General features: G+C 65.5%; 21 protein-coding genes. 6 read left to right on the top strand and 15 right to left on the bottom strand.

Annotation, left to right across the window (positions count from 1 at the left end; translation table 11 throughout):
* Positions 1–26: 26 nt before the first annotated feature.
* The 3 genes from LG299_RS16475 to LG299_RS16465 form a co-directional block, all read right to left on the bottom strand.
* A complete protein-coding gene (locus tag LG299_RS16475) occupies positions 27–671 on the bottom strand; it encodes an FMN reductase (RefSeq protein ID WP_404432195.1) in 645 nt (214 codons plus the stop codon).
* A complete protein-coding gene (locus tag LG299_RS16470) occupies positions 671–1,867 on the bottom strand; it encodes an LLM class flavin-dependent oxidoreductase (RefSeq protein WP_404434929.1) in 1,197 nt (398 codons plus the stop codon). The genes LG299_RS16475 and LG299_RS16470 overlap by 1 nt, the downstream gene beginning before the upstream one ends.
* Positions 1,868–1,991: 124 nt before the next feature.
* A complete protein-coding gene (locus LG299_RS16465; RefSeq protein ID WP_404432193.1) occupies positions 1,992–3,446 on the bottom strand; it encodes a carboxylesterase/lipase family protein in 1,455 nt (484 codons plus the stop codon).
* A gap of 77 nt (positions 3,447–3,523) precedes the next feature.
* On the opposite strand from LG299_RS16465, the gene LG299_RS16460 reads away from it, so the two are divergent.
* Together LG299_RS16460 and LG299_RS16455 are read left to right on the top strand one after the other, a co-directional pair.
* Positions 3,524–4,729, top strand: a complete 1,206-nt coding sequence (locus LG299_RS16460) for an acyltransferase family protein (RefSeq protein WP_404432191.1) — start codon at positions 3,524–3,526, stop codon at positions 4,727–4,729.
* A 65-nt stretch (positions 4,730–4,794) separates the two neighbouring features.
* A complete protein-coding gene (locus tag LG299_RS16455) occupies positions 4,795–5,811 on the top strand; it encodes an isopenicillin N synthase family dioxygenase (RefSeq protein ID WP_404432189.1) in 1,017 nt (338 codons plus the stop codon).
* An 84-nt stretch (positions 5,812–5,895) separates the two neighbouring features.
* Here the strand turns inward: LG299_RS16455 and rpsO are convergent, their stop codons facing one another.
* Positions 5,896–6,165, bottom strand: a complete 270-nt coding sequence (gene rpsO / locus LG299_RS16450) for a 30S ribosomal protein S15 (protein WP_404432187.1) — start codon at positions 6,163–6,165, stop codon at positions 5,896–5,898.
* Positions 6,166–6,387: 222 nt separating this feature from the next.
* On the opposite strand from rpsO, the gene LG299_RS16445 reads away from it, so the two are divergent.
* Positions 6,388–7,362 carry a DMT family transporter gene (locus tag LG299_RS16445; RefSeq protein ID WP_404432185.1) on the top strand — a complete coding sequence of 325 codons (975 nt, stop codon included), beginning with the start codon at positions 6,388–6,390 and terminating at the stop codon, positions 7,360–7,362.
* On the opposite strand, the gene LG299_RS16440 is transcribed toward LG299_RS16445, so the two are convergent.
* Positions 7,298–8,239 carry an AraC family transcriptional regulator gene (locus LG299_RS16440; RefSeq protein WP_404432183.1) on the bottom strand — a complete coding sequence of 314 codons (942 nt, stop codon included), beginning with the start codon at positions 8,237–8,239 and terminating at the stop codon, positions 7,298–7,300. The genes LG299_RS16445 and LG299_RS16440 overlap by 65 nt on opposite strands.
* A gap of 101 nt (positions 8,240–8,340) precedes the next feature.
* Between LG299_RS16440 and LG299_RS16435 the strand changes: the two genes are divergently transcribed.
* A complete protein-coding gene (locus LG299_RS16435) occupies positions 8,341–8,988 on the top strand; it encodes an NAD(P)-dependent oxidoreductase (protein ID WP_404432181.1) in 648 nt (215 codons plus the stop codon).
* Positions 8,989–9,043: 55 nt separating this feature from the next.
* Here LG299_RS16435 and LG299_RS16430 read toward each other — a convergent pair whose 3' ends face one another.
* The 3 genes from LG299_RS16430 to LG299_RS16420 all read right to left on the bottom strand — a co-directional run bounded on the left by LG299_RS16430 (position 9,044) and on the right by LG299_RS16420 (position 11,608).
* Positions 9,044–9,607: a YceI family protein gene (locus tag LG299_RS16430; RefSeq protein ID WP_404432179.1), complete on the bottom strand. Its 564-nt coding sequence runs from the start codon at positions 9,605–9,607 to the stop codon at positions 9,044–9,046.
* A 151-nt stretch (positions 9,608–9,758) separates the two neighbouring features.
* Entirely contained in the window at positions 9,759–10,124 is a 366-nt protein-coding gene (locus tag LG299_RS16425; protein WP_404432177.1) for an FKBP-type peptidyl-prolyl cis-trans isomerase, read from the bottom strand.
* A 266-nt stretch (positions 10,125–10,390) separates the two neighbouring features.
* Positions 10,391–11,608 carry a PrsW family glutamic-type intramembrane protease gene (locus LG299_RS16420; RefSeq protein WP_404432174.1) on the bottom strand — a complete coding sequence of 406 codons (1,218 nt, stop codon included), beginning with the start codon at positions 11,606–11,608 and terminating at the stop codon, positions 10,391–10,393.
* A 64-nt stretch (positions 11,609–11,672) separates the two neighbouring features.
* On the opposite strand from LG299_RS16420, the gene LG299_RS16415 reads away from it, so the two are divergent.
* Entirely contained in the window at positions 11,673–12,590 is a 918-nt protein-coding gene (locus LG299_RS16415) for a fumarylacetoacetate hydrolase family protein (protein ID WP_404432172.1), read from the top strand.
* Between the two features lie 8 nt (positions 12,591–12,598).
* Here LG299_RS16415 and LG299_RS16410 read toward each other — a convergent pair whose 3' ends face one another.
* The 6 genes from LG299_RS16410 to LG299_RS16385 all read right to left on the bottom strand — a co-directional run bounded on the left by LG299_RS16410 (position 12,599) and on the right by LG299_RS16385 (position 20,832).
* Positions 12,599–13,156 (bottom strand): DUF4190 domain-containing protein, encoded by a 558-nt coding sequence (locus LG299_RS16410; protein ID WP_404432170.1) that lies wholly within the window; start codon positions 13,154–13,156, stop codon positions 12,599–12,601.
* 63 nt (positions 13,157–13,219) lie between these two features.
* Positions 13,220–14,692 carry an aspartate ammonia-lyase gene (locus LG299_RS16405; RefSeq protein WP_404432168.1) on the bottom strand — a complete coding sequence of 491 codons (1,473 nt, stop codon included), beginning with the start codon at positions 14,690–14,692 and terminating at the stop codon, positions 13,220–13,222.
* 123 nt (positions 14,693–14,815) lie between these two features.
* A complete protein-coding gene (locus LG299_RS16400) occupies positions 14,816–15,724 on the bottom strand; it encodes a phosphodiesterase (RefSeq protein WP_404432166.1) in 909 nt (302 codons plus the stop codon).
* Between the two features lie 21 nt (positions 15,725–15,745).
* A complete protein-coding gene (locus LG299_RS16395; protein WP_404432164.1) occupies positions 15,746–19,135 on the bottom strand; it encodes a BTAD domain-containing putative transcriptional regulator in 3,390 nt (1,129 codons plus the stop codon).
* A gap of 111 nt (positions 19,136–19,246) precedes the next feature.
* Positions 19,247–19,579, bottom strand: a complete 333-nt coding sequence (locus tag LG299_RS16390; RefSeq protein ID WP_404432162.1) for a peptidase — start codon at positions 19,577–19,579, stop codon at positions 19,247–19,249.
* Positions 19,576–20,832 (bottom strand): anion permease, encoded by a 1,257-nt coding sequence (locus LG299_RS16385; RefSeq protein ID WP_404432160.1) that lies wholly within the window; start codon positions 20,830–20,832, stop codon positions 19,576–19,578. The genes LG299_RS16390 and LG299_RS16385 overlap by 4 nt, the downstream gene beginning before the upstream one ends.
* 192 nt (positions 20,833–21,024) lie before the next feature.
* Between LG299_RS16385 and LG299_RS16380 the strand changes: the two genes are divergently transcribed.
* A complete protein-coding gene (locus tag LG299_RS16380; protein WP_404432158.1) occupies positions 21,025–22,698 on the top strand; it encodes an MFS transporter in 1,674 nt (557 codons plus the stop codon).
* 69 nt (positions 22,699–22,767) lie between these two features.
* Here the strand turns inward: LG299_RS16380 and LG299_RS16375 are convergent, their stop codons facing one another.
* Positions 22,768–25,905 carry a S8 family serine peptidase gene (locus LG299_RS16375; protein ID WP_404432156.1) on the bottom strand — a complete coding sequence of 1,046 codons (3,138 nt, stop codon included), beginning with the start codon at positions 25,903–25,905 and terminating at the stop codon, positions 22,768–22,770.
* Positions 25,906–26,041: the final 136 nt, after the last annotated feature.

The raw sequence follows: 26,041 nt of genomic DNA, 5'->3' as shown, positions 1-26,041 counted from the left end.
TCGACGGTATCAGGCGCTGCCGGGCCCTACTCCCCGGCCAGCCCTCCGAGCAGGTGCCCGAACGAGCGACCCTCCCCGAGGTAGTTCGCAGGGTCGAACGGATCGACCTCGACGAGAGGCGAACGACGCGAGATCGCTTCGGCCAGCTCACGAGCCCCGCGATCGACGCGTTCGCCCAGCGGTGCGACCTGGTCGCCGGAGGCGCCCCAGTCGCTCGAGGCCGCGAAAACGCCGGTAGAAACCGGCTCCGCGTGCAGGTACGTGAACAGCGGGCGAATCGCGTAGTCGATCGCGAGCGAGTGTCGAGCCGTGCCCGCATTCGCACCGATCAGCACCGGCTTTCCCGTCAGCGCATCCGGGTCGAGCACGTCGATGAATGTCTTGAAAAGGCCCGAGTAGCTCGTCGAGAAGATCGGGGTGACCGCGATCACAGCATCCGCCGACACCACCGTGTTGACCATCGACTCGAGCGCAGGGGGCGCGAAGCCTGTGAGCAGGTTGTTCGTGATGTCGTGGGCATAGTCACGAAGCTCGAAGACATCTGCCTCGGCCTCGATCCCCCGCTCGGCGAGCTGGGCGATCGTCGCCGTGACGAGTCGATCGGCGAGCAGACGTGTGGACGACGGGTTAGACAGGCCCGCCGAGACGACGGCGATCCGGCGCGTGGCCATCAGGCCACCGTCTTCGTCGCTGCGGTACCGAACGCGGATCCCGCCTTCGCGGGGGTGTCCTGGTAGGGCGAGCTGCCGGTGAGGTTGTCGCCACGGTTCGGGTTCGGCCGCGCCTGGCGCGCGCCCCCGGCCTTGGCGACGAGGTTCGCGTGGGTGGGGGCGTCCGGAGCATCCGCCGCGCGATCCTTTGCGAGCTCTGTGCGGAGCACAGGAACGACCTCGCCGCCGAGGATGTCGAGCTGCTCGAGAACGGTCTTGAGCGGAAGCCCCGCGTGGTCGATGAGGAAGAGCTGGCGCTGGTAGTCGCCGAACGTCTCACGCATCGCGGCATACCGGTCGATGACCTGCTGCGGCGAGCCCACCGTCAGCGGAGTCATCTCGCTGAAGTCCTCGAGGCTCGGTCCGTGGCCGTAAACCGGGGCGTTGTCGAAGTACGGCCGGAACTGATTCACGGCGTCCTGGGACTTGCCCGACATGAACACCTGGCCACCGAGACCGACGATCGCCTGCTCAGGCGTGCCGTGGCCGTAGTGCGCGAAGCGCTGACGGTAGAGCGTGACCAGCCGCTGGTAGTGCTCTTTGGGCCAGAAGATGTTGTTGGCGAAGAATCCGTCGCCGTAGTACGCGGCCTGCTCGGCGATCTCGGGCGTGCGGATCGAGCCGTGCCATACGAACGGCGCGACGCCGTCGAGCGGGCGCGGGGTCGAGGTGAATCCCTGCAGGGGGCTGCGGAAGGTGCCCTCCCAGTCCACGACGTCTTCACGCCACAGGCGGTGCAGCAGGTTGTAGTTCTCAATTGCGAGGGGGAGTCCCTGACGAATGTCTTGACCGAACCACGGGTAGACAGGCCCGGTGTTGCCGCGACCGAGCATCAGATCGGCACGACCGCCCGAGACGTGCTGCAGCATCGCGAAGTCTTCAGCGATCTTGACCGGGTCGTTCGTCGTGATGAGGGTCGTCGCGGTCGACATGATCAGTCGTTCGGTCTGCGCCGCGATGTAGGCGAGGGTGGTCGTCGGAGACGACGACCAGAACGGCGGGTTGTGGTGCTCGCCGAGGGCGAAGACATCGAGCCCGACCTCTTCGGCGTGCTTGGCGATGGTGATCGTGTTGCGGATCTTCTCGGCTTCGCTGAGCGTCTCGCCGGTCGTGGGGTCTTCGGTGATGTCGCTCACCGTGAAGATTCCGAACTGCATGCCCGGCCACGTTGTGGTGTCGTTCACGATCTCTCCTCTGCGCCCGCGGGTTCTCCGCTGCTCAATTGTATGCAAGTGAATGTAATCGGTGCAACGCGTGGCGTGCAGAACTATTCCCGCGTCGCTACGAGGTCGGCAATCCGTCAAGCTCATCCGCGCGCGGCGCGTAGTCGAGATGACCACCGTCGGCATCGAATGCCTGCACGGGCCGACGTCCAGACCACTTAGCCCATCCCGGGTCGCCATCCACGATGAACGACACCCAGGCCGCGTGCATCGCGTCAGCCAAAGGTTGCGGGGTGTGATCACCGGCGAGCGCCACCGAATCTTCAGAGCTCAGGTTGTCGAAGACGAAGCCCAGCTCCATCGCGTGCGCCGCGCCTAAGCCGTCGACCGGGCTCCGCCATCGGAATTCGTAGACGTAGGTAGCCGCTGGACCCTCAGCGCGGCTATCGGCGAAACGGGTCACCGGGCCGCGCAGAAGGATGTCGCCGACGACCTCACCGAGCACTTCACCGGGGCGCGCGCGGGGATGCCTCTTCTGATGCGCGCGTACCACTTTGGCGGGAACCCTCGCCGCAAGCCGTGCGAGCGTCAGCGTTGAGCGGCGAATCTTGTCGATCGCTCCGGTCGGGATGAACCACAAGCGATACTCCTCGCTCGTGGTTCCGATGAGCACGGGAATGTCGCGCCCAGCGCCGGCGAGCAATGCGTCGAGGGGGTTCTGCGGAACCGCTGAGCCACCGATCGCGAGCGCGACTGAAGGTCCACCACCGAGGGGCGATCCGCCGGCCGCGATCGCCGACTGAGCGGCGACGAGATCAGCAGGATCGACGGCCGAGAAGCCCGCACGATTGGCAGGCACGGCACGCCGCTTCGCGATGGCGCGCGACATCCGTCCGGCCTTCTTCGGTGGTTGCGCAGTAAGTGGTCCGCTCTGCAGGATCGCACGATCGAAGAGAGCGGATGCTTCGGGCAACGCAAGCAGCGCGGTGAGCGTATTCGCGCCCGCCGAATGGCCCATGACCGTGACTCGGGCAGAGTCGCCACCGAACGCGCCGATCTCTTGGCGCACCCAGCGCAGGGCCGCCCGCTGGTCGAGCACACCGAGGTTCTGCTCGACGCCCTCCAACACCGCAAACCCCTCTTGGCCAAGGCGGTACTGCACCGAGACGACCACGATGCCGTGCCGAGCGAAGCGGGCGCCGTCGTAGCCGCCGAGGGCCGCCGAGCCGCGCGTGAGGCCACCGCCGTGTACGAACACGAGCACCGGCAGCAGCGCGTCGGGCGTTCGATCGGCCGGAGTCCACACATTGACCGTAAGGATGTCGTCGCCCGCGATCTGCACGGTGGGCAGATACTTCTCCAGTCCGCCGCCGTACGGCGCTTGCGGTGCGGTCGCGCCGAAGGCCGAGGCATCCCGCTCCCCCTCCCACGACGACGGTGGCTGCGGCGGCAGGAACCGGTGGAAACCGAACGGTGGCGCTGCGTAGGGAATCGCCAAGAACCGGTCGATTCCGTCTGCGGTGGCGCCGACCACGCGGCCGGTCGACACCTCGATGACAGGGGCATCGGGCATGCGATTCTCCTTCGACTCGCGTGCGCGCGCAAGGGGCGAACGCCGGGGGTGACCCCAGGATAAGGTGACAACGCCTCATGTCCGACTCATCGAACGCTGCCAGCGCCGCAGCATCCGCAGCTTCCCCGCCACTCGCCACGGGGGCCGTAGGCGTGCCGCGCAAGAAGCGAACACCCTTCTGGGACAACGCGCGGTTCGCTTGCATCGTGCTGGTCGTGCTGGGTCACTTCATCCAACGCCTGACCTACGACTCCGACATCGCACTCGGGCTCTACCTGCTGGTCTATGCGTTCCACATGCCCGCGTTCGCGATCATCTCGGGCTACTTCTCGAAGTCGGCCTCGCCCAATCGCCGGCAGATGGCGCGGGTGATCACCGACATCATCGTGCCGTACCTGATCTTCGAGGCCGTGTGGACGCTGACGAAGTTCCTCGTCGAGGGCCAGGCAAACCCAAATCTCACCCAACCGTCGTGGACGCTGTGGTTCTTGCTCGCTCTGGGAATCTTTCGCCTGGTGCTCCCCTATCTGGCCCTCCTGCGCTGGCCGCTGCTGTGGACTCTGCTGATCTCGATCGGGGCCGGCTACCTGCCCAACATCGACTCGACGCTGTCGCTGTCACGAACCCTCGGACTCCTGCCGTTCTTCACGCTGGGTTGGTGGCTGAACGAGCACGACATCGTCGCAAAGTGGCGCCTACTCGCCGCGCGGCAGTGGTGGATCGTCGTCGCAGCCGCCGGCACCTTCGTGGTCTCCGGCTGGGCCGCGTGGTTCTTCATCGACACCTGGCGCGAGATGAACCTTCGCGAGTGGCTCTTCTACGACGAGAACTACTCGGCAATCGGTGGAACGGAATGGTGGGCGGGCAGCGTCCGACTTGCACTGATGGCGGTGGCACTCATTCTCAGTGCGGCGTTCTTCGTGCTCGTCCCCCGCGGAACCCACTTCTGGACCCACTTCGGTCAGTACACGATGTATGTCTACCTGTTGCACTCGTTCGTGCTGTATCCGTTCCGCGAGTCCGGTGTGCTGCGCGACCTCGACCCGACCTGGTTGTGGTTGCCGATCGTGATCGTCGCCTCCGTCCTCATCGCTCTAGGACTTGCGACCAAGCCCGTCCGCCGCGTGTTCCGTCCGTTTGTCGAGCCACGCCCGGCGTGGTTGTTCACTGACCGGACGCTGGCATCTCGCGAGGGCCGACGCAGCGACCCGACTGGTTCGCGGCGTCCGCGCGAGCAACCGCGGACGCACACGCGTCCGGCCGATCCGCGCCAGAACGGCTGACCTTCACTCGGTAACCCATCGCAACAAAAAGGGCGGATGCTGCGGCCCGCTCCTACCCTCGGGGGATGAGCGATCTGAACCTTCCGATTCTCGACCTGTCGCAGCTCGATCAGGGGACCGAGGCGGCCGAGCGCTTCCGCGCTGACCTGCGCGCTGCGACGCACGACGTCGGATTCTTCTACCTGACTGGAACGGGTGTGTCACGCGAGCTCGAGGCGCGACTCCACCAGGCGGCGATCGACTTCTTCGCACTCCCTGAGGCGGACAAGCTGGCAATCGAAAACGTCAAGAGCCCGCACTTCCGCGGCTACACGCGCGTTGGCGGCGAGCGCACACAGGGCAAGGTCGACTGGCGCGAGCAGATCGACATCGGACCCGAACGCGAGGTCATCACGGGCGATGACGTGCCCGACTATGCCCGCCTCATCGGACCGAATCTCTGGCCGTCGGCACAACACGAACTCAAAGAGGTCGTCGCCGAGTGGCACGACCACCTCTCGGATGTCGCCCGCAAACTCCTGCGCGCGTGGGCACTCGCGCTCGGCGCGGACGAGAACTACTTCGACCGCCACTTCGGCGAACCCTCGACGCTGATCAAGATCGTGAAGTACCCAGGCAAGAGCGATCCGGCACCGCAGCAGGGCGTCGGTGCGCACAAGGACTCGGGCGTTCTTACGCTGCTCTGGGTTGAACCGGGCAAGGGCGGCCTGCAGGTTCAGCGCGACGGCGAGTGGGTCGACGCGCCCGCTGTGTCGGGGGCGTTCGTGGTCAACATCGGGGAGTTGCTCGAGTACGCGACCGGCGGCTACCTCACCGCGACGAACCACCGCGTGATCTCGCCGAAGGCACCCGACTACCGCATCTCGGTGCCGTTCTTCTTCAATCCCGCCCTCGATGCCCGGTTGCCGCTCATCGATCTTCCGGCCGAGCTTGCGGCCGAGGCATCCGGGGTCACGCAAGACCCGACAAACCCGATCCACGCCCTTTACGGCGAAAACGCCCTGAAGTCGCGCTTGCGCGCCCACCCCGACGTCGCGGCCATCTGGCACGCGGATCTCGTCGCCGCGCGTAGCACCCGCTGATTCTGCAGAAATCAAGAAGGCCTCCCCACACCTGGGGAGGCCTTCTCAAGAAGTTTTCTGCGCGATTGAACGCTAGGTCGGTGCTTAGCGGCGAAGACCAAGACGCTCGATGAGCGAGCGGTAGCGGTTGATGTCGACGTCCTGGAGGTAACCCAACAGGCGACGACGCTGACCGACCATGAGGAACAGACCACGACGTGAGTGGTGGTCGTGCTTGTGCTCCTTCAGGTGCTCGGTGAGGTCCTTGATGCGCTGCGTCAGCATCGCGACCTGCACCTCGGGGGATCCGGTGTCACCGGGGTGCGTCGCGTACTCTTCGATGATCGCCTTCTTGGCTTCGAATTCGAGTGGCATAGAGGGATCCCCTTCCTGTTCGTTGCGCGGCGCCCAACGCCTGATGCGTGAGCTCTGTTTATCCGCGGCCGATCAAACGGCAACCTTAGGAGTCTACCAGGAGCAGGATGCCGAGGCGAACGGCCGTCGCGCACCACAGCGGTACGGCCAGGGATCGGCGGATTTCGGACGGAGCATCCGCGTGACGCGCTCGCCGTCGGTGCCCGGGGCTAGAGTCAGCGCGTGACCACGACCCTGCAGGCAGATCGCGCGACCGGGTCGAACTTTTCGATCGCGGTGCAGTTCGTGCTCTGCGGGATCGTCTGGGGATCGAGCTTTCTCTTCATGAAGGTGGCTCTCACCGGAATCTCGCCCGGACAGGTGGCCTGGTCACGGCTGATTCTCGGCGGACTCACCCTCGGTCTCTTCGTGGCGCTCCGGCGCGACCCGCTCCCCCGCAGCGTCAAGATCTGGCTGCACATGACCGTGCTGGCGATCTCGTTCTGCGTCGTGCCGTTCCTGTTGTTCTCGTGGGCGCAGCAGCACGTCACGAGCGGCCTGGCGAGCATCTACAACGCCACGACCCCGATCATGACGGCGATCATGGCGTGGGCGGTGTTCCGCGTCGAGAAGCTCAAGCCCATGCAGATCACCGGCATCATCGTGGGCGTTCTCGGGGTCATGGTGATCATCGCCCCCTGGCAGGGCCTCGACTTCTCGCAGAGCCTCGTGGCTCAGCTCGCGATCCTCGGCGCGACCGCGTGCTACGGCTTCAGCCTCGCGTACATGCGCCGCTTCGTCGCCAATACGGGCATGAGCGCCCTGGTTTTCTCGTTCCTGAACATTGGCATCGGCGCGGTGATCATGGCCGCGCTGACGCCGTTCATCGCCCTCACGCCCGTGCGGTTGGATATCTGGATCGTCGGCAGTGTGATTCTGCTCGGATGCCTCGGCACGGGCGTCGCCTATATCTGGAACCAGAACACCCTGCGAGCGTGGGGACCGACGCGCGCCTCGACCGTGACCTACATCACTCCGGTCGTCGGTGTTGCGCTCGGGATCCTGATCCTCGGGGAAGAGCTGCACTGGAATGAGCCCGTCGGCGCGCTCGTGGTGTTCGTCGGCATTCTGCTCGCTCAGAACCGGTTGAACCTCACGCGGCGCGCCGTCGCACCTGACCCGGGGTCTCCCCCGTCGTCCGCGCGTAGGCCCGACTGAACGCTGCTTCCGAGCCGTAACCCAGAGCGAGCGCGACCGATGCCACGGTGTCTCCGGCAGCGAGCCGGTGCCGCGCCGCCCGCATGCGCCACCCCGCGACGTACTTCATCGCGGGGATTCCGACCACCGCGCTGAATCTCGCTGCGAACGCCGAACGCGACATCATCGCGGCCGAAGCGAGGTCGCCGAGCGTCCACGCGAAGCCCGGCTCACGATGGATCGCGGCAAGAACAACACCGATCTGTGGGTCCCGCAGAGCAGCGATCCACCCGGTCCGGGCTTCGGGGTCGCTGGCAAGCCATGCGCGCACGGTCTCGACGACGAGCACATCGGCGAGGCGAGTCGCCACAGCCTCCCCGCCCGGGCGGGGATCGAGCACTTCGCTCGAGAGCAGCGGAACGAGCGCCGCCATGACGGGCCGCTCGGCACTGTCGATGCGAATGACACGGGGCAGCACGTCGAGAACCTGCTGGGCACCGGGCGAATCGAACGCGATCACACCGCACAGGAGCGAGAGGTGAGGGGCGACGTCATCCGGACCGATGCGCAAGACAGAGAAGTGATCTCCGAGCATCGTCTGAGGCAGTTCCTCTGCGTTGCCCAAGAGGCGCGCGCCGGGCGCTGTGGAGACCCGATGACCGATCCCGCGGGGCACGAGCGCCATTTCTCCCGCGCGGACAGCGATCGGCTCCTCACCGTCAACCTCGAGAAAGGCGGTGCCGCGCGAGACGACGTGAAAGCTCAGCGTAGAGGGCACGCGGGGCATGGCGACGCTGCCCTCGCCAGAAGCCTCGGTCCACGAGTAGAAGGCCCCGCTCATGCGCACCTGAAAGAGCGCCTCGGTGAGCGGATCGCGTTGTTCCCACGGCAGATCCATGGCGACTCCTGGACGAACGATCAAGACAATGGCTATTTCGACGATAGATCATCCACACCCAAGACGCCAGAGTCGAGGCAACACCTACGAAAGGAACTCCCATGCGAATCCTCGTCATCGGCGCCACCGGCGGCTCCGGCCGTGCGGTCACCGACGTTCTTCTCAACCGCGGGCACGACATCACCGCACTCTCACGCAGCGCCTCGCGGCTGAAGTCGCGACCCTCTCTCGTCCGGGTCGACGGCGACGCGACCGACGCGGTGCTTCTCGATCGCCTCCTGCCCGGTCATGACGTGATCGTGGTGACGCTGGGCATTTCTGAACCGATGCTGCGCGTCCGCGTGCGGGGAGCGAAGGGCACACCGGACGACATCCGCTCGCGCGGGACGGCCGCGATCGTCAGCGCGGCCCGGCGTGCCGGCATCCGACGCATCGTCGTGCAGTCCTCCTACGGCGTCGGCGACTCGCGCTCGATGCTGACGCGCGTCGACCGGATGCTGTTCGCGCTCATGATTCGCCCGCAGATGATCGACAGCGAGATCCAGGAGGGGGTGCTGCGCGGGTCAGAACTTGACTGGACGATCGTCCAGCCGGTGTATCTGAGTGACGATGACTCGGCGGATCACTTCACCTCAATCGACGGCAGCACGCGCGGGCGCAAGGTCTCACGGCGCGCGGTCGCGCAGGTGCACGCCGATCTTGTCGAGAAATCAACCGCTATTCGTGAGACCGTCGCGGTATCGGGCTGAACGACGAGGGGCGCATGATCGCTCTCCGCGATCATGCGCCCTCGGTCAACCAAGATCAGGCCTGGTGCGCGCCCTGCAGGTCGAGCGTGATCGTGACGTCCTTGCCGACGAGCACGCCGCCGGTCTCGAGCGCCGCGTTCCAGGTCAGGCCGAAGTCTTCACGGTTGATGACCGTCTTGGCGGTCGCGCCCGCCTTGTAGTTGCCCCACGGGTCGGCACCGAAGCCGCCGAAGTCGAACTCGAACGTGACCGGCTTAGTCGTGCCACGGATCGTCAGGTCACCGTCGACCAGGAAGTCGCCGTTCTCGACGCGCACGCCGGTCGAGACGAAGTCGATCGTCGGGTAGGTCTCGACGTCGAAGAAGTCGGCCGAGCGCAGGTGCTCGTCGCGTCCTGCGTCCTTGGTATCGAGCGACGTGGCGTCGACATGAGCGGTGACCGTGGCCTCGAGCGGGTTCTCGGGTGCGATCAGCGTCGCGCTCTTGAGGTTGAAGTGACCGCGCACCTTCGAGATCATCATGTGGCGGACGGTGAAGCCCACCTCGCTGTGCGAACCGTCGAGTTCCCAAGTTCCGGTCTTGTAGCCGGGGATGTCGAGTGCAGTGGTCGTCATGTTCATTCCTTCGTGAGTGATCGGTACGCCGCTGGCGCGGCAAGCTCACGAAGGAGAACACACGCTCCGGTCAATTCTATTCCCGTGAATGAAAAGCTTCTCATGAAAGAGGGCCCGGATGCTGAAGCATCAGGGCCCTCCACGAAAAGGGAAAGACTCAGCCGACCTTGATCAGGTCGATGATGAAGATGAGCGTCTTGCCACCGAGGAAGTGTCCGCCGGCGGGTCCGTAGGCCAGGTGCGGCGGGATGACGAGCTCGCGACGGCCGCCTTCCTTCATTCCCGGGATACCGTCCTGCCAGCCCTGGATCAGGCCGCGCAGCGGGAACTGGATGCTCTCTCCACGACCCCAGGACGAGTCGAACTCTTCACCGGATTCGTACTCGACACCGGCGTAGTGCACGGTGACGGTGTCACCGGGCTTGGCCTCGGCGCCGTCACCCTCGACGATGTCGCGGATGACGAGGTCTGCGGGGGCCGGGCCCACGGGGGCGTCGAACTCGGGCTTTGTGCGATCAGTCATACATCTATCCAAGCACGCCGGGGCACGGTCGTGCGGGTACGTTCGCCCAGCGCAAACACAACGCTGAAGACCGAGATCTCGACCCGGGCGCTTCGCGGCCTCCTCGATCCACGGGCCGCGTCAATGCGGGCTTCGCTCGCGATGACCCGTCCGTATCAAGACTCAGCGCCCGGTGCCGCGGCGATGCCTGCGTGTCAACCGAGCGCTGAGTTGGTCTGTGTTCAGGATGCCGAGTGCCGCGGCATCCTGTCAACCCCCGGCCTCGGTTACGGAGCAAAGAGTGCGGCGCGTGCCGTCGCTGTGCGGGTGAGGAGCACGTGCTCGTCTTCCGCGGCGGAGGGGTCACGACCCGAGAGCGCCCGCTGACGAGCCGCCGCGAGGGCCGTGGCATCCGTGATGAACTCCTTCATCAAACCGCGCCGATCGCCGCGCAGCGTGGCCGCCCACTGCATTGCGGCTTTGCGTCCCGCGCTCGTGGCGAGCATGTCGGCCTCCTGCGGAGTGAACCACCCCGCCGCCGCGTAGTCGCCGAGACGCGCTCGGGTGAGCCGCGCTTCTTCGCGTCGCAACGCAATGACACCGACGATGAACAGGAGGAACAGCGGGATCTGCAACATGAGGTACATCCCGAAGAAGTCGCCGAGCACCGCCGACCCGTTCCACAACGCGTGCAGCGCGATCGCTCCGGCGAGCCCGATCAGGAAAGGTCCGAATCCGTTGCCAGCCTTCGCCCCCCGACGCGCGGCCAGGCCGAGCGCGAAGCCCGTGACAGCGGTGAACATCACGTGCGCGAAGGGAGAGAGGATGCCGCGCACGAAGAACGTCGTCGTGACGTCGGAGGCACCGCCCTCGATGAAACTGATCGCGAAGTATTGAATGTTCTCGGTGAACGCGAACCCCGCTCCGACAAGGGCTCCGTAGACGACCCCATCGACCGGGCCGTCGAACGCGCGTCTCGCGGTCAAGAAGATGAGGAGCACCCCGATCCCCTTCGCGATCTCTTCGACGATCGGCGCTTGAACGACGACCTGGAAGACGAGCGCCGCGTCGCTGTCCTGTCGACCGAGCACGAGCGTGAGGGCAAGGTCGACCAGCAGCGTGATCCCGACCGCGCCGATCGCGCCCCACGCCACGGCGAAGATGACGAGGTTTCGGGGTTCGGGCTCCCACTTGTCAACGATGCGCACAGCCACCAGCACCCCGGCCAGCGGGATGAGTGAGAGCACCATGCCGATGATCGATGCGCCAGGGCCAATCGCGTTCAGGAAGTAGCCGATCAGTCCGATCAGCAGCAGGATGAGGACTCCGGCCGCCCAGATCGGCGCCGTACGGCCGCGCCGGGGCGGGACAGGGACGGTGCCGGTGACCGCTGTCGTGGGCGGAATGGAGGCAGGCACCGCCGCAGCCGGCTGCGCGAACGCCGAAGGGAATGCCGGCGGCGTGAGGGACGGGCGAGGGTTCCCCGTGCCGGGATCGATCGTCATGCCGACAGCCTATGTCTGCCGACACATCGGCGCGGTCGTGCTCGCCGGACGGTAGTTTTGAAGGATGCGCTTCGCCCATGTGACCCGTGCGGGCAACGACGACCCGCGGCTCGCCCTCATCGAGGGTGACGAGGCGATCATCGTCGAGGAACTCTTCGACGGCGCTCCGCGCGTGCTTGAAGAGCTCATTCCGGGCGGTGATGACTTGCTGGCGAAGGTCCGCGAGACTTCCGCGGCCGGCGGGACGCGGCATCCGCTCTCGTCTTTCGGCTTCGCCTCCGCCGTCCTCACTCCCCCTGTGATCCTCGCGATCGGCCTCAATTACGCCGCGCACTCCAGCGAACTCGGACTCAAGACCGACTCGACGCCGACGGTGTTCGTGCTCTGGCCGAACTCGCTCACCCACCACGAAGCCACGACGGTGTGGCCGCGAACACTCAGCGAGTCTGTCGACTACGAGTCCGAGCTCGGCGTCATCATCGGCACGCCTGCGAAGGACGTCTCGGACGAAGAGGCTCTTAATCACGTGTGGGGCTACACCGTTGTCAACGACATCACCGCCCGCGATATCCAGTACTCCGAGGCCCAGTGGTCGCGCTGCAAGTCTTTCGACGGCTTCACTCCGACCGGCCCGTTCGTCGTGACGGCCGACGAGATCGCCGACCCGCAGAACCTCCACATCTGGACGGTGCTGGACGGACAAACTCTGCAGGATGCCTCGACCTCACAGATGGTGCGTCCGGTCTCTACCCTCATCGCGCACCTCTCGAAGTCGGCGACGCTGCTACCGGGCACGCTGATCTCCACAGGAAGCCCGGGTGGGGCAGGATACTCACGCGATCCGCAGATCTTCCTCCGCGATCGCTCGACAGTCACGGTCGGTATCGACGGCATCGGCGAGCTGACCACTCACTGCCGCATCACCGACGAGCATCCGCGACACGACAGAGGCGGACCCGCCGAAGCGGATCCGCCCCGATGAGGTGACAGCTAGCGGGTGTTGGTATCAATCTCAGAGCACGGAACCTGCTGGCCCCACACCTCGACGAAACCCGATCCTCCGGTACCGCAGTTCACCATGACCTGATTCGCAAGGCCGACGGCATAGGTGATCCAGACAATCGTGACGATGATGCCGATCACCATCAGCACAGAGCTGATGATGATCGCCGCGACTGCCCACCCGTTCTTGTGTCCAGCCTTCTTCGACTGCACCAGCGCCACGATTCCGAGAATCAGCGCGATGAGTCCGGTGAAGAACGACAGAACGAACGCGACGATGCCCAATGTCTTGCCGGGAATCGCGGCGGTCGCGGGGGAACCGTACGCTGACGGCGGTGCCGCGGGGTACCCCTGCTGGGTCGCCCCGTAGGTCGGTGCCGGCTGCGTGTAGGCAGGAGGCGCGGCCGCGGCCGGCGGCTCGTTGTATGCCGGCGGCTGCGTGTAGACGGGCGGCGCAGCCGGAGCAGCAGGCGCGGCAGGCGGTTCGACGGCCGGGCCGTCAGCGGGTCGCCAGGTCGGGTCGGACGGGTTCTGCGGATCGCTCATCGGTGTTCCTCTCGAGAAAACAGTCGCTCGAAACGTAGCGCGCCGCGGCGCAAACCGGCAACATCACCCGCGATCTGTGACCAGATCCTCGCGCGCGGGCGGAACCACCATGATCGCCTCTGTCACAGCTTCGAGGCCCGAAAGTCGTGCCGGAGAAAGCTGTTTGGCGACTTCTTCTTCTGACATGAGGCCTGCTTCGACGACGAGGTCGGCGACGTTGCGGCCGGTGAGGAGCGCGGTCTTGGCGAGGGCTGCGGCGGCGGCGTAGCCGATGAACGGGGTGAGGGCGGTGATCACGCCGACGGATGCTCCGACCATCGCGCCGAGGCGCTCGGTGTTGGCCGTGATGCCGTCCACGCAGTTCACGCGGAGCGTCCACATCGCCCGGCGCATCCAGGTGATGGACTGGAAGATCGAGTGGGCGATCACCGGCTCGAACGCGTTCAGCTGCAGCTGACCGGCCTCCACCGCCATCGTCACGGTCATGTCGGCGCCGACGACGGCGAACGCGACCTGGTTGACGACCTCGGGGATGACCGGGTTCACCTTCCCGGGCATGATGCTCGAGCCTGCCTGGCGTGCCGGCAGGTTGATCTCACCGAAACCAGCCTGGGGACCACTGGAGAGCAAGCGCAGGTCGTTGCAGATCTTCGACATCTTGATCGCATTGCGCTTGAGCGTCGACGAGAACGACATGAACGCACCGGTGTCGCTGGTCGACTCCACCAGGTCGGTCGCGGTATCCAGGTCGAGCCCGCTGATCTCGCGCAGGTGGTGCAGCACACGCCTGCCGTACTCGGCGTGCGTCGTGATTCCGGTGCCGATCGCCGTGGCGCCCATGTTGATCTCGCACAGCAGGTACGCGTTCTCTTTGAGTCGGCTGTGGTCTTCGCCGAGAGTCGTTGCGAACCCGTGGAACTCCTGCCCCAGCGTCATCGGCACAGCATCCTGCAACTGCGTCCGCCCGACCTTGAGAATGTCGTGGAACTCGACCGCCTTCGCCAGGAACGACCGGCGCAACAGATCCAGCTCCTCCAGCAGACTCCGCAGGTCAAGCCCCAACCCCACCTTGATCGCCGTCGGGTAGACGTCGTTCGTGGACTGGCTGCGGTTGGTGTGATCGATCGGCGACAGGAACGTGTAGTCACCCTTCTCACGACCGGCGAGTTCGAGCGCGACGTTGGTGATGACCTCGTTCGCGTTCATGTTCGTCGACGTCCCGGCACCACCCTGGATCACACCCACCACGAACTGGTCGTGATACTCACCATCGATGATCAGCTGCGCGGCCCGATCGATCAGATCAGCCTTCTCAGGATCGAGCACACCGATCTCACGATTCGCGCGAGCCGACGCCTGCTTCACCATCGCCAGCGCCACCACGAGATCCTTGTAAACCGAGATCGGACGCTTCGAGATCGGAAAGTTCTCCAGCGCACGCGCGGTATGGATGCCCCAATACGCGTCCGCGGGAATCTCAAGGGATCCCAACGAATCAGTCTCAGTACGAGTGGCGGGAGTGATGTCGACAGTCATGTGGAGTCCTTGTGGGTCACGACGATGTGAAGGGGATGTCCCCAGCGTACGCGTGCGGCCATTCCCCCGCTGGTGTACATCCGGGACGATTCGCACACTCGGGTGTACGAGTGGGCGCGTGCTTCAGGTTCGCTTGCGTGAGAATGCCTCGAGGCGCTCCTGCGGGCTGAGGACCGCCATCCGCTCGAGCCACTCCGCCGAGAAGTAGTCGCCGGTGGCTGCTTCGCCCACCGGAACGACGGCGTGCGTGATCGTCTCGTCGTACACGTGGACGAGGTGGAACGACTGCCCGGCATCCATCCCATTCACGTCGGCCGCAGGCCTGGTGAGGTTCATCGTGTAGCAGGTCGCCGAGGCGACGCTCACAGGGACACCCGCGAACGTCCCGCTGGTCGAGTAGTGCAGGTGACCTGCCAGGATGGCGCGCACGTCGCTCCCTGCAACGATCTCAGCGAGCCTGTGCTGGTCGCGAAGCTCGAGGATGTCGAACAGCGGCACATGCGAGGGAAGTGGTGGGTGGTGCAGGGCGAGGATCGTCCCGAGCGGGGCGGGAGTGCTCAGGATGCTGCGAAGCCACGCGAGTTGCGCGTCGTCGATGTCGCCGTGGTGCCAGCCGGGAACGGTCGAGTCGAGGGCGATCACCCGGAGTCCGTCGAGGTCCCACACTCCGACGATCGGCTCTTGCGAGGGTTGCTCGTCGAGAAGGACCTCGCGCATCGCCGGTCGCTCGTCGTGGTTTCCTGCCACCCAGATCACCGGCGCATCGAGCCGTGCAGCCAGTGGATCGATCGCGGCACGCAACGCGCGATAGGCCTCGGGTTCGCCGAGGTCGGTCATATCGCCGGTCACGATGATCGCGTCGGGCTTCACGCTCATGCGCTCGATCGCCTCGATCGTCGCGCCGAGATTCGCCGCGGTGTCTATGCGACCGCTGAGGAGTGCGTTGCCCGCGAGAAAGTGGGTATCGCTGAGGTGCAGAAGTGTCCGCCGTGCGGGGGGGTACTGGCCGAATTGAAGGGATGACGGGGCCATACGCGCGAGTCTAGCCGCGGGCTACGACGAATCACTCACGCACGCGGGGTCGTAGGGACGATCCGCGAAAACCTCTTGCCACTCCTCCCCAGTCAGGCCGCGACCGGCGACGGAACACGCACGGTCCAGCCAGATATCGGGGTCCGCGGCGACGGCGAAGACCGCGCCGTCCGGCAGGTCGACGAGGAGTGTGTATTCGTCGCGGGGCATGGCAATCTCGCTGCCTTCCCGCGCACGGACTCTGAAGTCAGCACTCCAGTCCCCCATCGCCCAGGTAATCAGGGCGCCGTCCTCCCCAGCCGACACGAGCTCGCCGTTCGCACGGAACGCGACAGACGTGACGTTGCCGGTGTGACCCGCCAAAGCCTCGTACAGTTGGCCGGCGCTACTCCACATCCACACTCGATCTCCGCCGGCGATGGCGATGGAGCGCCCGTCAGGGCTGAACGCGGCGTCCATGACGACGGCGGGAACTTCCAGCACATGAGACGCCGTCGGATCGGCCAGGTCGACGATCCGCGCCGCCGTGCGCCCTTCACGCACCAGCACGGATCCGCCATCCGGACTCACTGCAAGAACACCTTCGCCGTCGATCTCGCCGACGATCGCCCCCGTTGTCGTGTCGAAGATTGCGGTCCGTCCATATCCGCTGGCATAGAGACGTGAGCCGTCGGGGGAGAACCGAACTCTGCCGAACGCATTGGCAGCGTTCGACGCACCGGCGTGCGTCCCGGGGCTCGGAAGGTCGAGCATCATCGGCTTCGATGCATCCATACTCCAGATCCCGACATTTCCAGGATCGTCGACCCAGGGCAGCGGTGCGATGACGGCGACGCGAGACCCGTCCGGCGAGAACTCGATGTCGATCACTTCGTGGTGCTCTGAGAACTCGGGCACATCCGTCACTTCTTCGACGCCGTCGCCGTCGCCGAGGCTCATGATGCGGACGAAGGCCGATTCGCAGACGACATCGAGATCGCACCCGCTCAGCGCGCTGACCGTGGTTCGACCGTCGGGGCCTTCGGTGGCGTCCAGCACCAACGTTCCATCCCCCTGAAGGGCACCCACCAGCGCACGGCGATCGATATCAAGAACCTGCGCGGCACTGCCGGTGTCGACGACGACCGCGTTAGCGCTGTCGGGATGGAGTGACATCTGCTGCACGCCCTCATCACCGGCGATGCGGGTCACGCTCACGATCCGAGGACTACGACGCATGGTATCCAGAAGGGCTGTCCTGGTCTCCGACGCGTCCCACAACCGGATCGCTTCGACCGACAACAGTAGGGCGCGCTCATACTCCGGCTCCGCACCGGCGAGCGCAGCGACGCGACGCGCATCTTCCATGACGGCCCGCGCGTTCGCCTCGATAGCCTGAAAGCCCGCGAGAGTTCCGGCGACGAGCGCGACCACGGCGAGCGACGCGGCCATCCCCACCAGCCACCTCAAGCGCCGCACCGAGCGCTGTTCCTCCTTCAGTTGCCGTTGGATCTCGTCCGCTGATGCGGCCTCACGATCAACCGATGCATCGAGGAACGCCGACTCCAGCGGCGCAAGTACAGGCGCCGAGGACTCTCGCCAATGCGTTGCCGCACTCAGTCGGGGACCACGGTAGAGCTCGCCCTCCGGCCTCCCCATCACGTCCCACGCGTGCGCCGCAGAGCTCAGATGACGGACGATGCGCTGGCCCTCGACATCGTCAGCCAGCCATTCCCGCAGTCGAGGCCACTCCCGGGCAACGGCTTCGTGCGCGAGTTGGTACGACTCCTCATCGCTCGTGACGATACGCGCATCGACAAGGCGTTCCAGCGCCCGCGCGTGGCCGTCGTCGATCGCGACCGAACCGCGATCGACCCGCTGACAGATCACGCCCCCACCGCGCGACGGTTCGACGAGTCGGAGAAGGATGTCACGCACCCGTCCCCGATCCTCGTTGGGAAGAGTGGCGAACATCTCTTCCGCCGTCTGAGCCACGGCACCGTCGATCTCGCCCGAAGCGCGGTACGCGTCCACGCTCATGACCCGACCCTCACGGCGCTGCCAGACCTGCCGTAGCGCATGGGAGAGAAGCGGAAGGTTGCGCCCGTCCGCATCACGGATGAGTACCTCAACGAGCCCCGGCTCGAGGATCAACCCCGCCTGCCGCGCCGGCTTTTCGATGACAGCGCGCAGCCCGTCTTCCGCCAGCGGCCCCAACATGAGCAGGTTCGACTGGATGAGGTCGGCGAACCCATGATGGTCTGCGAGGTCGCCCAGCCGATCGGCGCGAATCGAAAGAACAAGGGCGCCGCGAAACGCCAGAAGTCGGAGCTCGGCGAAGAAGTCCCTGATCTCATCCGGGTCATCGGCGAGGAACGCCTGCTCGCACTGGTCGACGACGAGGAGTGATTCTCCGTCGTGGTCGGCGTCACGCAGAGTCTGCACCGGCCTTTCGCCGGGAGTGAGTACCGTCACTCGACGGCCTCGACCGCCGTAGTGCGCGCCGATCCCCGCGCGTACGAAAGATGACTTTCCGACTCCGGATGATCCAGAGACGACGAGCACGCCGTAGCGTTCGAGCGCGCGGAGGCCCTGGGCGAGTTCCTCTTCTCGCCCATAGAAGAGCTCGTCGTCCTCCAAACCGGCTGATCGAAGCCCGAAGTACGGGCATTCCGCGCTGGCCGCGCGGAATGCCACTGCGGACTGCAATTCGGGATCCTGACGGAGGATTGCCCGTTCCAGCGCGGCAAGCTCGACACACGGGTCGAGGCCGAACTCGGCGGCAAGCAGTTCTCTTCCCCGCCGCGCGGTGGCGAGCGCTTCGGCCTGCCGACCCTGACGATACTGCGCCAGGCCGAGGATCACCCACCGCCGCTCGCGCAGCGGCGATTCCGCGACACGTGCGCGCGCTTCGGCGGCGGCGTCGAGCAGGTCACCCGACTGCAGGCGAGCCTCCAGAAGTGACTCTTCCGCAGAGAGTCGCAGTTCCTCCAGACGACAGGACACAACCTGTGCCGGCTCCCAATCAGCGAGCTCCGAGAACGGCTGCCCACGCCACATATCCAGCGCGAGCGAAAGTGCGTGTGCAGCGCGATCCGGCTCGCCGAGCTCGAGAAGTTGCGCGCCGCGACCAACGAGCCGCTCGAACTTCGCGGCGTCCAGGTCGATACCGTCGGCGGCGAGCCGATAACCCACGGTCGTCGTCTCGATCCGAGCGGGTGCAATGGACCTGCGCAGGCGCATGATGCAGCCGGGGATGATCTTCGTCCACGACGCAGGCGGCGTCTCACCCCACAAAGCCGTTGCGAGAGACTCGACGGCGACCGATTTGTCCAGGCGCGCGGCCAAGGCGCCCAGAATCAGACGATCGCGGGGAGCCGGGTCGATCCGACCGCCGTCCAGCGTCAGTGTCCCCAGAACACGGAGGTCCATGAGCACATGGTGTGCCCGAACCTGGCATCCGTCAATAGGCCTGATATCGCGGTGATATCAGCCTTGATCCGGGCGTTATCCCGCTGATACAGACGCGCCTTTGCACCTTCCTCAGTGATTGAAGAGGATGAGGAGGAGTCCGCCAAGGACGACGAGCGCGGCGACGGCGAAGCAAGCGTACGCTCCCACCAGCGCGAGCTGCTTCGCACCGTCTGTCAACGGACTCTTCTTGGCGGCTTTCACTGCGGCCTTTGCCGCGCGACGTGCCTCTTTCTCAGAGATGACCGTGATCGCATCGGTGAACTCCGCAGGCGAAACGACGGGAGCGCGCCCGGAGCGCACGAGAAGTCGAAGTCCGAACGAGTAGAACAATACGACGGTGGATGCCGCGAACAACGCTGCGAGGAACACCTGAACGAAGGCCCACCAGTCGATGACGATCACCGCTGGACTCCCTTCGCGTCACTGCCTGCGGTATCCGCGGTCGTGTCTTCGTCGGCCGCTCGGGCGGCGTCCTTGCGCTGACGGCGCGTGAGCGGCGGCTTGTGCGGCATCTTGACCGCCGCGCCCGAATCGGCAACCTCACTCATAGCGTTGCTCGAGTTCACGGCATTGACACGCGATCGCAGGAAGAGACCCGCGACGATCACGACCGCGAGGATCGCGTCGATGAAGATTCCCCATCCGCCGAGCCACACCACCATGAGAGCAGCGAGCGCTCCGACTGCCCCCGAGGCAGGCAGCGTGAGGAGCCAGCCGATCATGATGCGGCCCACCGTGCGCCAGCGCACCTGCGATCCGCGTCGCCCGAGACCGGAGCCGATGACCGAGCCCGAGGCCACCTGAGTGGTCGAGAGAGCGAAGCCCAGGGCGCTCGAGGCGAGGATGGTCGAGGCGGTCGACGCTTCAGCGGCGAAGCCCTGCGCGGGCTTCACATCGGTGAGGCCCTTGCCGAGTGTGCGGATGATGCGCCAGCCACCCATGTAGGTGCCGAGTGCAATGGCGACTGCGCATGCAACGATGACCCAGAACTGCGGGTCTGGAGTCGTCTGCCATCCGACCGCTATGAGCGTCAGCGTGATGATGCCCATCGTCTTCTGCGCGTCGTTCGTACCGTGCGCGAGAGCGACGAGAGACGACGTGAAGATCTGACCCCAGCGGAAGCCATCGCGCCCGTCCGGCCTGCCGTCGTAGCGGCGGGTCATGGCGTAGGCGACCTTCGTCACGGTGAAGGCGATGAGCCCGGCGGTCAGCGGAGCAATCACTGCGGGGAGGATGACCTTCGACACCACCACGCTGAACTCGATGGCAGCCGCACCCGCGCCGACAAGGGTTGCACCGATGAGACCCCCGAAGAGAGCATGCGACGAGGATGACGGAAGCCCGAGCAACCACGTCAGCATGTTCCAGGTGATGGCCCCGATCAGGCCCGCGAAGATGATCGCGGGGAAGATTTCCAACCCCGAGATCTGGTCTTCGCGGATGATCCCACCCGAAATGGTCTTGGCCACCTCTGTGGAAAGGAACGCACCGACGAGGTTGAGGATGGCGGCCAGCAGTACTGCCGTCTTCGGTTTGAGGGCGCCAGTGGCGATGGGCGTGGCCATCGCATTGGCCGTGTCGTGGAAGCCGTTCGTGAAGTCGAAGAACAACGCGAGAGCGATAACCAGCACGATGATCAGGGCTACTGAGTCCACCGTTCGCTTTCCGTAAAGGGAGGAAGAATGTGTTGCCGACGGGATCGGCGTGACGAACGAACAGTTCACCGCGTGTTCAGCTGCCGTTAACCGGCCAGGAGAATCCTTACACCCCACCCTTCTCCGGTCAACTCGGATTCGCGCGCACAGCTCTGTCACCCGCTTCTTCCTGGATTTACGTATCGGAGGGTGTTGAATGAGCGCACACTCCCCGCACTCGCTGGGGACAAGATCGGGGTGGTCATGAAGAAGTGGTTCGTCGTGCTGATCCTGGGCGCCGCTCAGTTCGTCATGGTGCTCGACAGCACGGTGATGAACGTGTCGATCTCGACCGTGGTGTCGGACCTCGACAGCAGCGTGACTGCGATGCAGACAGCGATCACCTTCTACACGCTCACCATGGCCGCCACGATGCTGCTGGGCGCGAAGCTCGGCGACATCTGGGGGCGCCGCCGGGCACTGGTGATCGGGTCGATCGTCTACGCCGTCGGATCACTGATGACGGCGTTCAGCCCGAACATGGCGGTACTCTTCCTCGGCTGGTCGATCATCGAAGGATTGGGCGCGGTACTCGTGATCCCGGCGATCGCCGCGCTCCTGGCCGACAACTACGAGGGCCGCGATCGCGTCACCGCCTTCGCAGCGATCGGCGCCGTCTCCGGCGCGGGCGTGGCCGCCGGACCGCTGATCGGGGGGTTCATGACCACCTACTTCAGCTGGCGGTACGTATTCGTCGGTGAAGTGGTGATCCTTCTCTTCGTCGTGATCTTCGCGCGCAGAATCGCCGAGAAGTCACAGCGTCAGAGCATCCGCATCGACCTGCTGAGTGTCCTGCTGTCGGCGTTGGGCCTGGTGGGTGTGGTGTTCGGGATGCTCCAGAGCAAGGTGTGGGGCTGGATCGTGCCGCTGCACTCCCCCGAGATCAACGGCGTGGAGATCGCACCGCTGGGGATCTCGCTCACCGCATGGTTCATCGTGGTCGGCGTCGTCCTTCTGGTGCTGTTCTTCGCGCGGCAGCGCAGTCTGGTCGCCCGAGGACGCGATCCTCTGCTCCACGCCGACCTGCTGTCGATCCGGCAGCTGCGTAGCGGACTGAGCGTCCTGGGCGGTCAGTACGCGATCATCGCCGGCCTCTTCTTCATGGTCCCCGTCTACCTGCAGATGACTCTGGGATTCAATGCGATCGAGACGGGCTGGCGGATCTTCCCGCTGTCGGTCTCACTCATCCTCTTCTCGATCTTCGGAACCCGGCTGTCAACGCGGTGGTCTCCACGCCGCGTTGTGCGGGTCGGGCAGTGGGTTCTCGTCGCGAGCGCGATCCTGCTGCTGACCGCGATTGATCCCCGGTTGTCGAGCCCGGCGTTCGGAATCGGCATGTTCTGTGCCGGTGCCGGACTCGGACTGTTGGCGTCGCAGCTCGGCAACGTCAACATGTCTTCGGTCACCGCGAAGGACACCAGTGAAGTCGGCGGCCTGCAGGGGGTCTTCCAGAACCTCGGCTCATCGCTGGGCACGGCGCTGATCGGATCGATCCTGATTGGAGCCCTCGCGAGCTCATTCGCGAGCGGGGTCGCGCAGAGCGCGCTTCCCGCCGAGACACAGGCGATCATCAACGCGGAGACCGAGGGTGGCGTGGCGATCGTCCCGGCCTCCACCGTCGAGCAGATCGGGCAGGACGCCGGACTGACCGCCGATGAGGCAGAGACGCTTCAGGAGATCTACATCGAGTCGCAACTCTCTTCGTTGCGTACCGCGTTCTTCGGCTTGATCGTGCTCGCTCTGCTTTCGCTGATGCTCTCGCGCGGCATCCCGAACGAAGTCCCCCTCCCCCGAACTCCCGCACCGCGCGCGACGACCGCTCGCTAGGCGGCTATGCAGGAACGACGAAGCGGGCCGGGATGCAGCATCCCGGCCCGCTTCGTGCGCCCGTGACTTCTAGCGCTGGATCATCACGACCGAGTAGTCGCGCTCAGCCGCACTCTGGTGGAGCAAGAGCAGGCCGGTCTGGCTCGTGCCGCCCGTGGCGCCGGTGGAGCTCACCGCGAGCTGCGCGCTCCCGCGTGCCGGCACCTCGACGTAAGAGTCCGAGGCGTACGCCTGCTCACCAGCCGTGAACGACTGTCCTTCAATCGCGTCCGTGAGGTTGCCCGTGAAGTAGTTGTCGTACGCGTAGACGCTGAACCCGAAGGTCTGACCGTCGGCGATCCCCAACGCCGCCATCGGCGCCGTGAAGATCTGCGTAGACGAGTCGAACCCGCCACCGTTGTAGAAGTACGGCACAGCGACGTTCGTGGCCAGGTTGAGGACGTTGATCACCGACTGACCGGTGGCCCCGAATCCTCCGAGCTCTGCGTTGTAGAGCACGAAGTCATCCGTTCCATCGTTGTTCGAGTCGACGTAGACATCGAACTCCGCTGGGTAGGTCAGCACGGTGCGACGGTCGTACGTCGCGATGCCAAACTCGACGTAGCCGTCGGCCGTGCGCAACCCCGTGGCGGCGAGGTCGATCACGACCGCATTGGCACCGGGTGTTCCGGCGTCCGTGTCCTGCTGCTGGGCGCTCGTTCCTGTCAGGGCGAACACCTCCGAGCCGCCCGCCGTGACAGATGACCCATTTCGGAGTGCAACCGACGCCGATCCGCTGCGGTTCAGCTTGACCTTCGCCGGCGCGCTGACATCGGCCGCCTTGCGGGGCAGTACGGTCCAGCCGAGGTGCAGCTGTTCGTCGCCCGAAGTCGCGGTGATCCACCCGTCGAACTCCGGGCCGTTCAGCGCCGCACCGGCACCGATCGATCCGGCGTAGTCGAACGGCCACGCGTCGAGCTTGGCGCCGTCGATCGTGACATGCACCTTGAACGTCTGCGTCTTGCCCGCGGGCACGTTCACGGTCCCGGGTGTGATCTTCATCGCCACCGCACCCTTGGCCGCGTCTGCAGCGTCGCGGAACTCCGCAGCCAGGTTGTACCGCTTGTTCTGGCCGGACGAGTTGGTGATCGTCAGATCGACCTGCTCGCGATGCGTGTTCGTCACCGACGGGATGCCGAGGCCGATGTTGCCTCCGTTGTTCGGTACGGCCATCACACCGGCTGCGTCAGCGGATGCCGCGGCCCGCACCTCACCGGCACCGATACGCGAGATCGGCGTCGGGATGAAGCCGGTCGCGGTGGGTGTGGTGTTGGTGTAGTCCGCACCGTTGAGCAGGCGCGCCTTGATGATCGCGGGCGTTGCGTCCTCGAACTTGTCGAGGAGCAGTGCCGCGACACCCGAGACGACCGGAGCAGCCCCGGACGTTCCACCGAAGTTGGTGACCTCGGTGCCGGTGGCCGTCTCAGCCGACAGCCACGCACCCGGTGCGCCGATGTCGGGCTTTGCCCGGTTACCGGTGACTGTGACACCTCGGCTGGACGTACCCACCATGGTGTTGGTGAGCGGAATCGCCGCGGCGGGGTCGATGGTTACCGTGACCTGGCCTGTCGCGAGCGATGCGACCAGCGCCATACCGTCGGCCTGGCTGATCGAGAAAGTCGGAACCGTGACGGGAACCTCGCTGGCGAAGCTGAAGCTCGGCGGGTCGCCCGGTGCGTTGTTGTAGATGACTACCGCGACGGCTCCGGCGTTCTGTGCGAACACCGACTTGTCAGAGATGTTGCATACGCCGCGATTGATGAGCGCGATCGATCCCTTCGGGAACCCCGCAAAGCCTTCTGCGCTGCAACCGAGCGGGTCTACCGGCTGCACGATCGGTACATCAATCAGTCCCGGCGAGGTGACGACCGGTGACCACGCCATGTGCACGGCGTTGGAGATGGTCTTGCCTGTGCTGGCCTCGATAACCCACTGGAGGTCATCCGGCAGTGCCGTCTGAGCAACGCTGATCACGTTGGGCGCCGACGACGGCGACCCCACGATGAACGGACGATCGGCGGAGTTGCCTGCCGAGACCACGACCACGATGCCCGCGTGGACGAGGTTGTTCGCCGCGAAGGACGAGTCATCCTGATCCTGCCCGTAGGCCGATCCGAGGGACAGGTTCACGATGTGCACCGCGTCCGAGATGTCGCCGTCGCCGTTCGGGTCGAGCGACCAGTCCATGCCCTGCAGGATGGCAACACCGTTGCACGAGGTCGACACCGCCGAGCACACCTTGACGGCATACAAGTCCGCCCCGGGCGCGATGCCCTTGTGCGTCCTGTCTGCCGAGCGTCCCGCGATGATGTCGGCGACGTGCGTGCCGTGGCCGCCCGCGATCCCGCTGTCGATCGGGTTCGCGTCCGGAGTCACCGTTGGCACATTCGGCCAACTGTCGCCGACGAAGTCGTAGCCACCCTTGACCTTGGGGGCATCGGGACCGAACAGCGTCGCGCATACACCGGCGACGGGAGCGTTCGCACCCGCGAAGCACTCGCCTACGACGTCGGCGGTGCCGGGTCCGCCCAGGTTGAAGTGGGTGAAGTCGATACCCGAGTCGAGCACCGCGACGCGAACGCCTGTTCCGTCGATGCCGGCCTCGTGCAACGCGCGGGCTTCGACGTAGTCGATGGCCTGGGCGAGGCTGCCGGATACGACCTCTTCCGTGCTGTTGTGGGTCTCATACCGGTTCATCGGGCTGATCGAGATCACGTTCGGAAGGGTGGCGAGGGCCTCGAGCTGACCAGCATCCACCGACACGACAACGAGGTTGGCGGCAAGTTGGGTGCTTCCGAGAACCGTCGCTCCGACGGCGCGGGCGGAGTTCTCGAAACCCTTCTGCTGAGCGGCGACGGTGTTCTTCTTGTCGCGCTGCGCGCCCTTCGAGGGCACCTCACCGTTGGCGAGCGCGCCTTCAGCGACCACCTCGGCGATCGCAGGCTCGGCTAGTCGGACTGTCACCTCGACCGTGCCGGTCGATCGCTCCAGGCTCTTGGCGACTCCCCGAGCCGTCGGCACTTCGTAGTCCTGCGCGAGCTGGTCTTCGGGGAAGGGCTCGGGGCCGGCCGCTGGAGCGGACCATGCCGGGGCTGCCCCGAATACGAGAACGGGTATGGACGCTACCGCGACCACACCCGTGATGAACTTGCGACGCCATTGCCTCATGAGCACTCCTCAGTTGATGGGGGATGAGTTTCGCGGATCACGCGAAACTCGTCGCGCGTGGCGGGCGCGATTCCTTTACCATATGCACGTGTGCGCATCCAGTGAAGGGTCTATGCGAACTCCGAGATGAGGTTCC

Origin of the sequence: Microbacterium lacus (assembly GCF_044794305.1) — a bacterium.
Classification (GTDB): domain Bacteria; phylum Actinomycetota; class Actinomycetes; order Actinomycetales; family Microbacteriaceae; genus Microbacterium; species Microbacterium lacus_B.
This window is presented reverse-complemented; position numbering and strand designations above follow the sequence as displayed.

What these genes read in the sequence shown, in the direction of transcription:
- LG299_RS16425 (WP_404432177.1), bottom strand. Translation starts at nt 10,124, where the DNA reads ATGACTGATCGCACAAAGCCCGAGTTCGACGCCCCCGTGGGCCCGGCC.
- rpsO (WP_404432187.1), bottom strand. Translation starts at nt 6,165, where the DNA reads ATGCCACTCGAATTCGAAGCCAAGAAGGCGATCATCGAAGAGTACGCG.
- LG299_RS16410 (WP_404432170.1), bottom strand. Translation starts at nt 13,156, where the DNA reads ATGAGCGATCCGCAGAACCCGTCCGACCCGACCTGGCGACCCGCTGAC.
- LG299_RS16435 (WP_404432181.1), top strand. Translation starts at nt 8,341, where the DNA reads ATGCGAATCCTCGTCATCGGCGCCACCGGCGGCTCCGGCCGTGCGGTC.
- LG299_RS16420 (WP_404432174.1), bottom strand. Translation starts at nt 11,608, where the DNA reads ATGACGATCGATCCCGGCACGGGGAACCCTCGCCCGTCCCTCACGCCG.
- LG299_RS16400 (WP_404432166.1), bottom strand. Translation starts at nt 15,724, where the DNA reads ATGGCCCCGTCATCCCTTCAATTCGGCCAGTACCCCCCCGCACGGCGG.
- LG299_RS16430 (WP_404432179.1), bottom strand. Translation starts at nt 9,607, where the DNA reads ATGAACATGACGACCACTGCACTCGACATCCCCGGCTACAAGACCGGA.
- LG299_RS16415 (WP_404432172.1), top strand. Translation starts at nt 11,673, where the DNA reads ATGCGCTTCGCCCATGTGACCCGTGCGGGCAACGACGACCCGCGGCTC.
- LG299_RS16475 (WP_404432195.1), bottom strand. Translation starts at nt 671, where the DNA reads ATGGCCACGCGCCGGATCGCCGTCGTCTCGGCGGGCCTGTCTAACCCG.
- LG299_RS16455 (WP_404432189.1), top strand. Translation starts at nt 4,795, where the DNA reads ATGAGCGATCTGAACCTTCCGATTCTCGACCTGTCGCAGCTCGATCAG.
- LG299_RS16465 (WP_404432193.1), bottom strand. Translation starts at nt 3,446, where the DNA reads ATGCCCGATGCCCCTGTCATCGAGGTGTCGACCGGCCGCGTGGTCGGC.
- LG299_RS16440 (WP_404432183.1), bottom strand. Translation starts at nt 8,239, where the DNA reads ATGGATCTGCCGTGGGAACAACGCGATCCGCTCACCGAGGCGCTCTTT.
- LG299_RS16375 (WP_404432156.1), bottom strand. Translation starts at nt 25,905, where the DNA reads ATGAGGCAATGGCGTCGCAAGTTCATCACGGGTGTGGTCGCGGTAGCG.
- LG299_RS16460 (WP_404432191.1), top strand. Translation starts at nt 3,524, where the DNA reads ATGTCCGACTCATCGAACGCTGCCAGCGCCGCAGCATCCGCAGCTTCC.
- LG299_RS16395 (WP_404432164.1), bottom strand. Translation starts at nt 19,135, where the DNA reads ATGGACCTCCGTGTTCTGGGGACACTGACGCTGGACGGCGGTCGGATC.
- LG299_RS16405 (WP_404432168.1), bottom strand. Translation starts at nt 14,692, where the DNA reads ATGACTGTCGACATCACTCCCGCCACTCGTACTGAGACTGATTCGTTG.
- LG299_RS16470 (WP_404434929.1), bottom strand. Translation starts at nt 1,867, where the DNA reads ATGCAGTTCGGAATCTTCACGGTGAGCGACATCACCGAAGACCCCACG.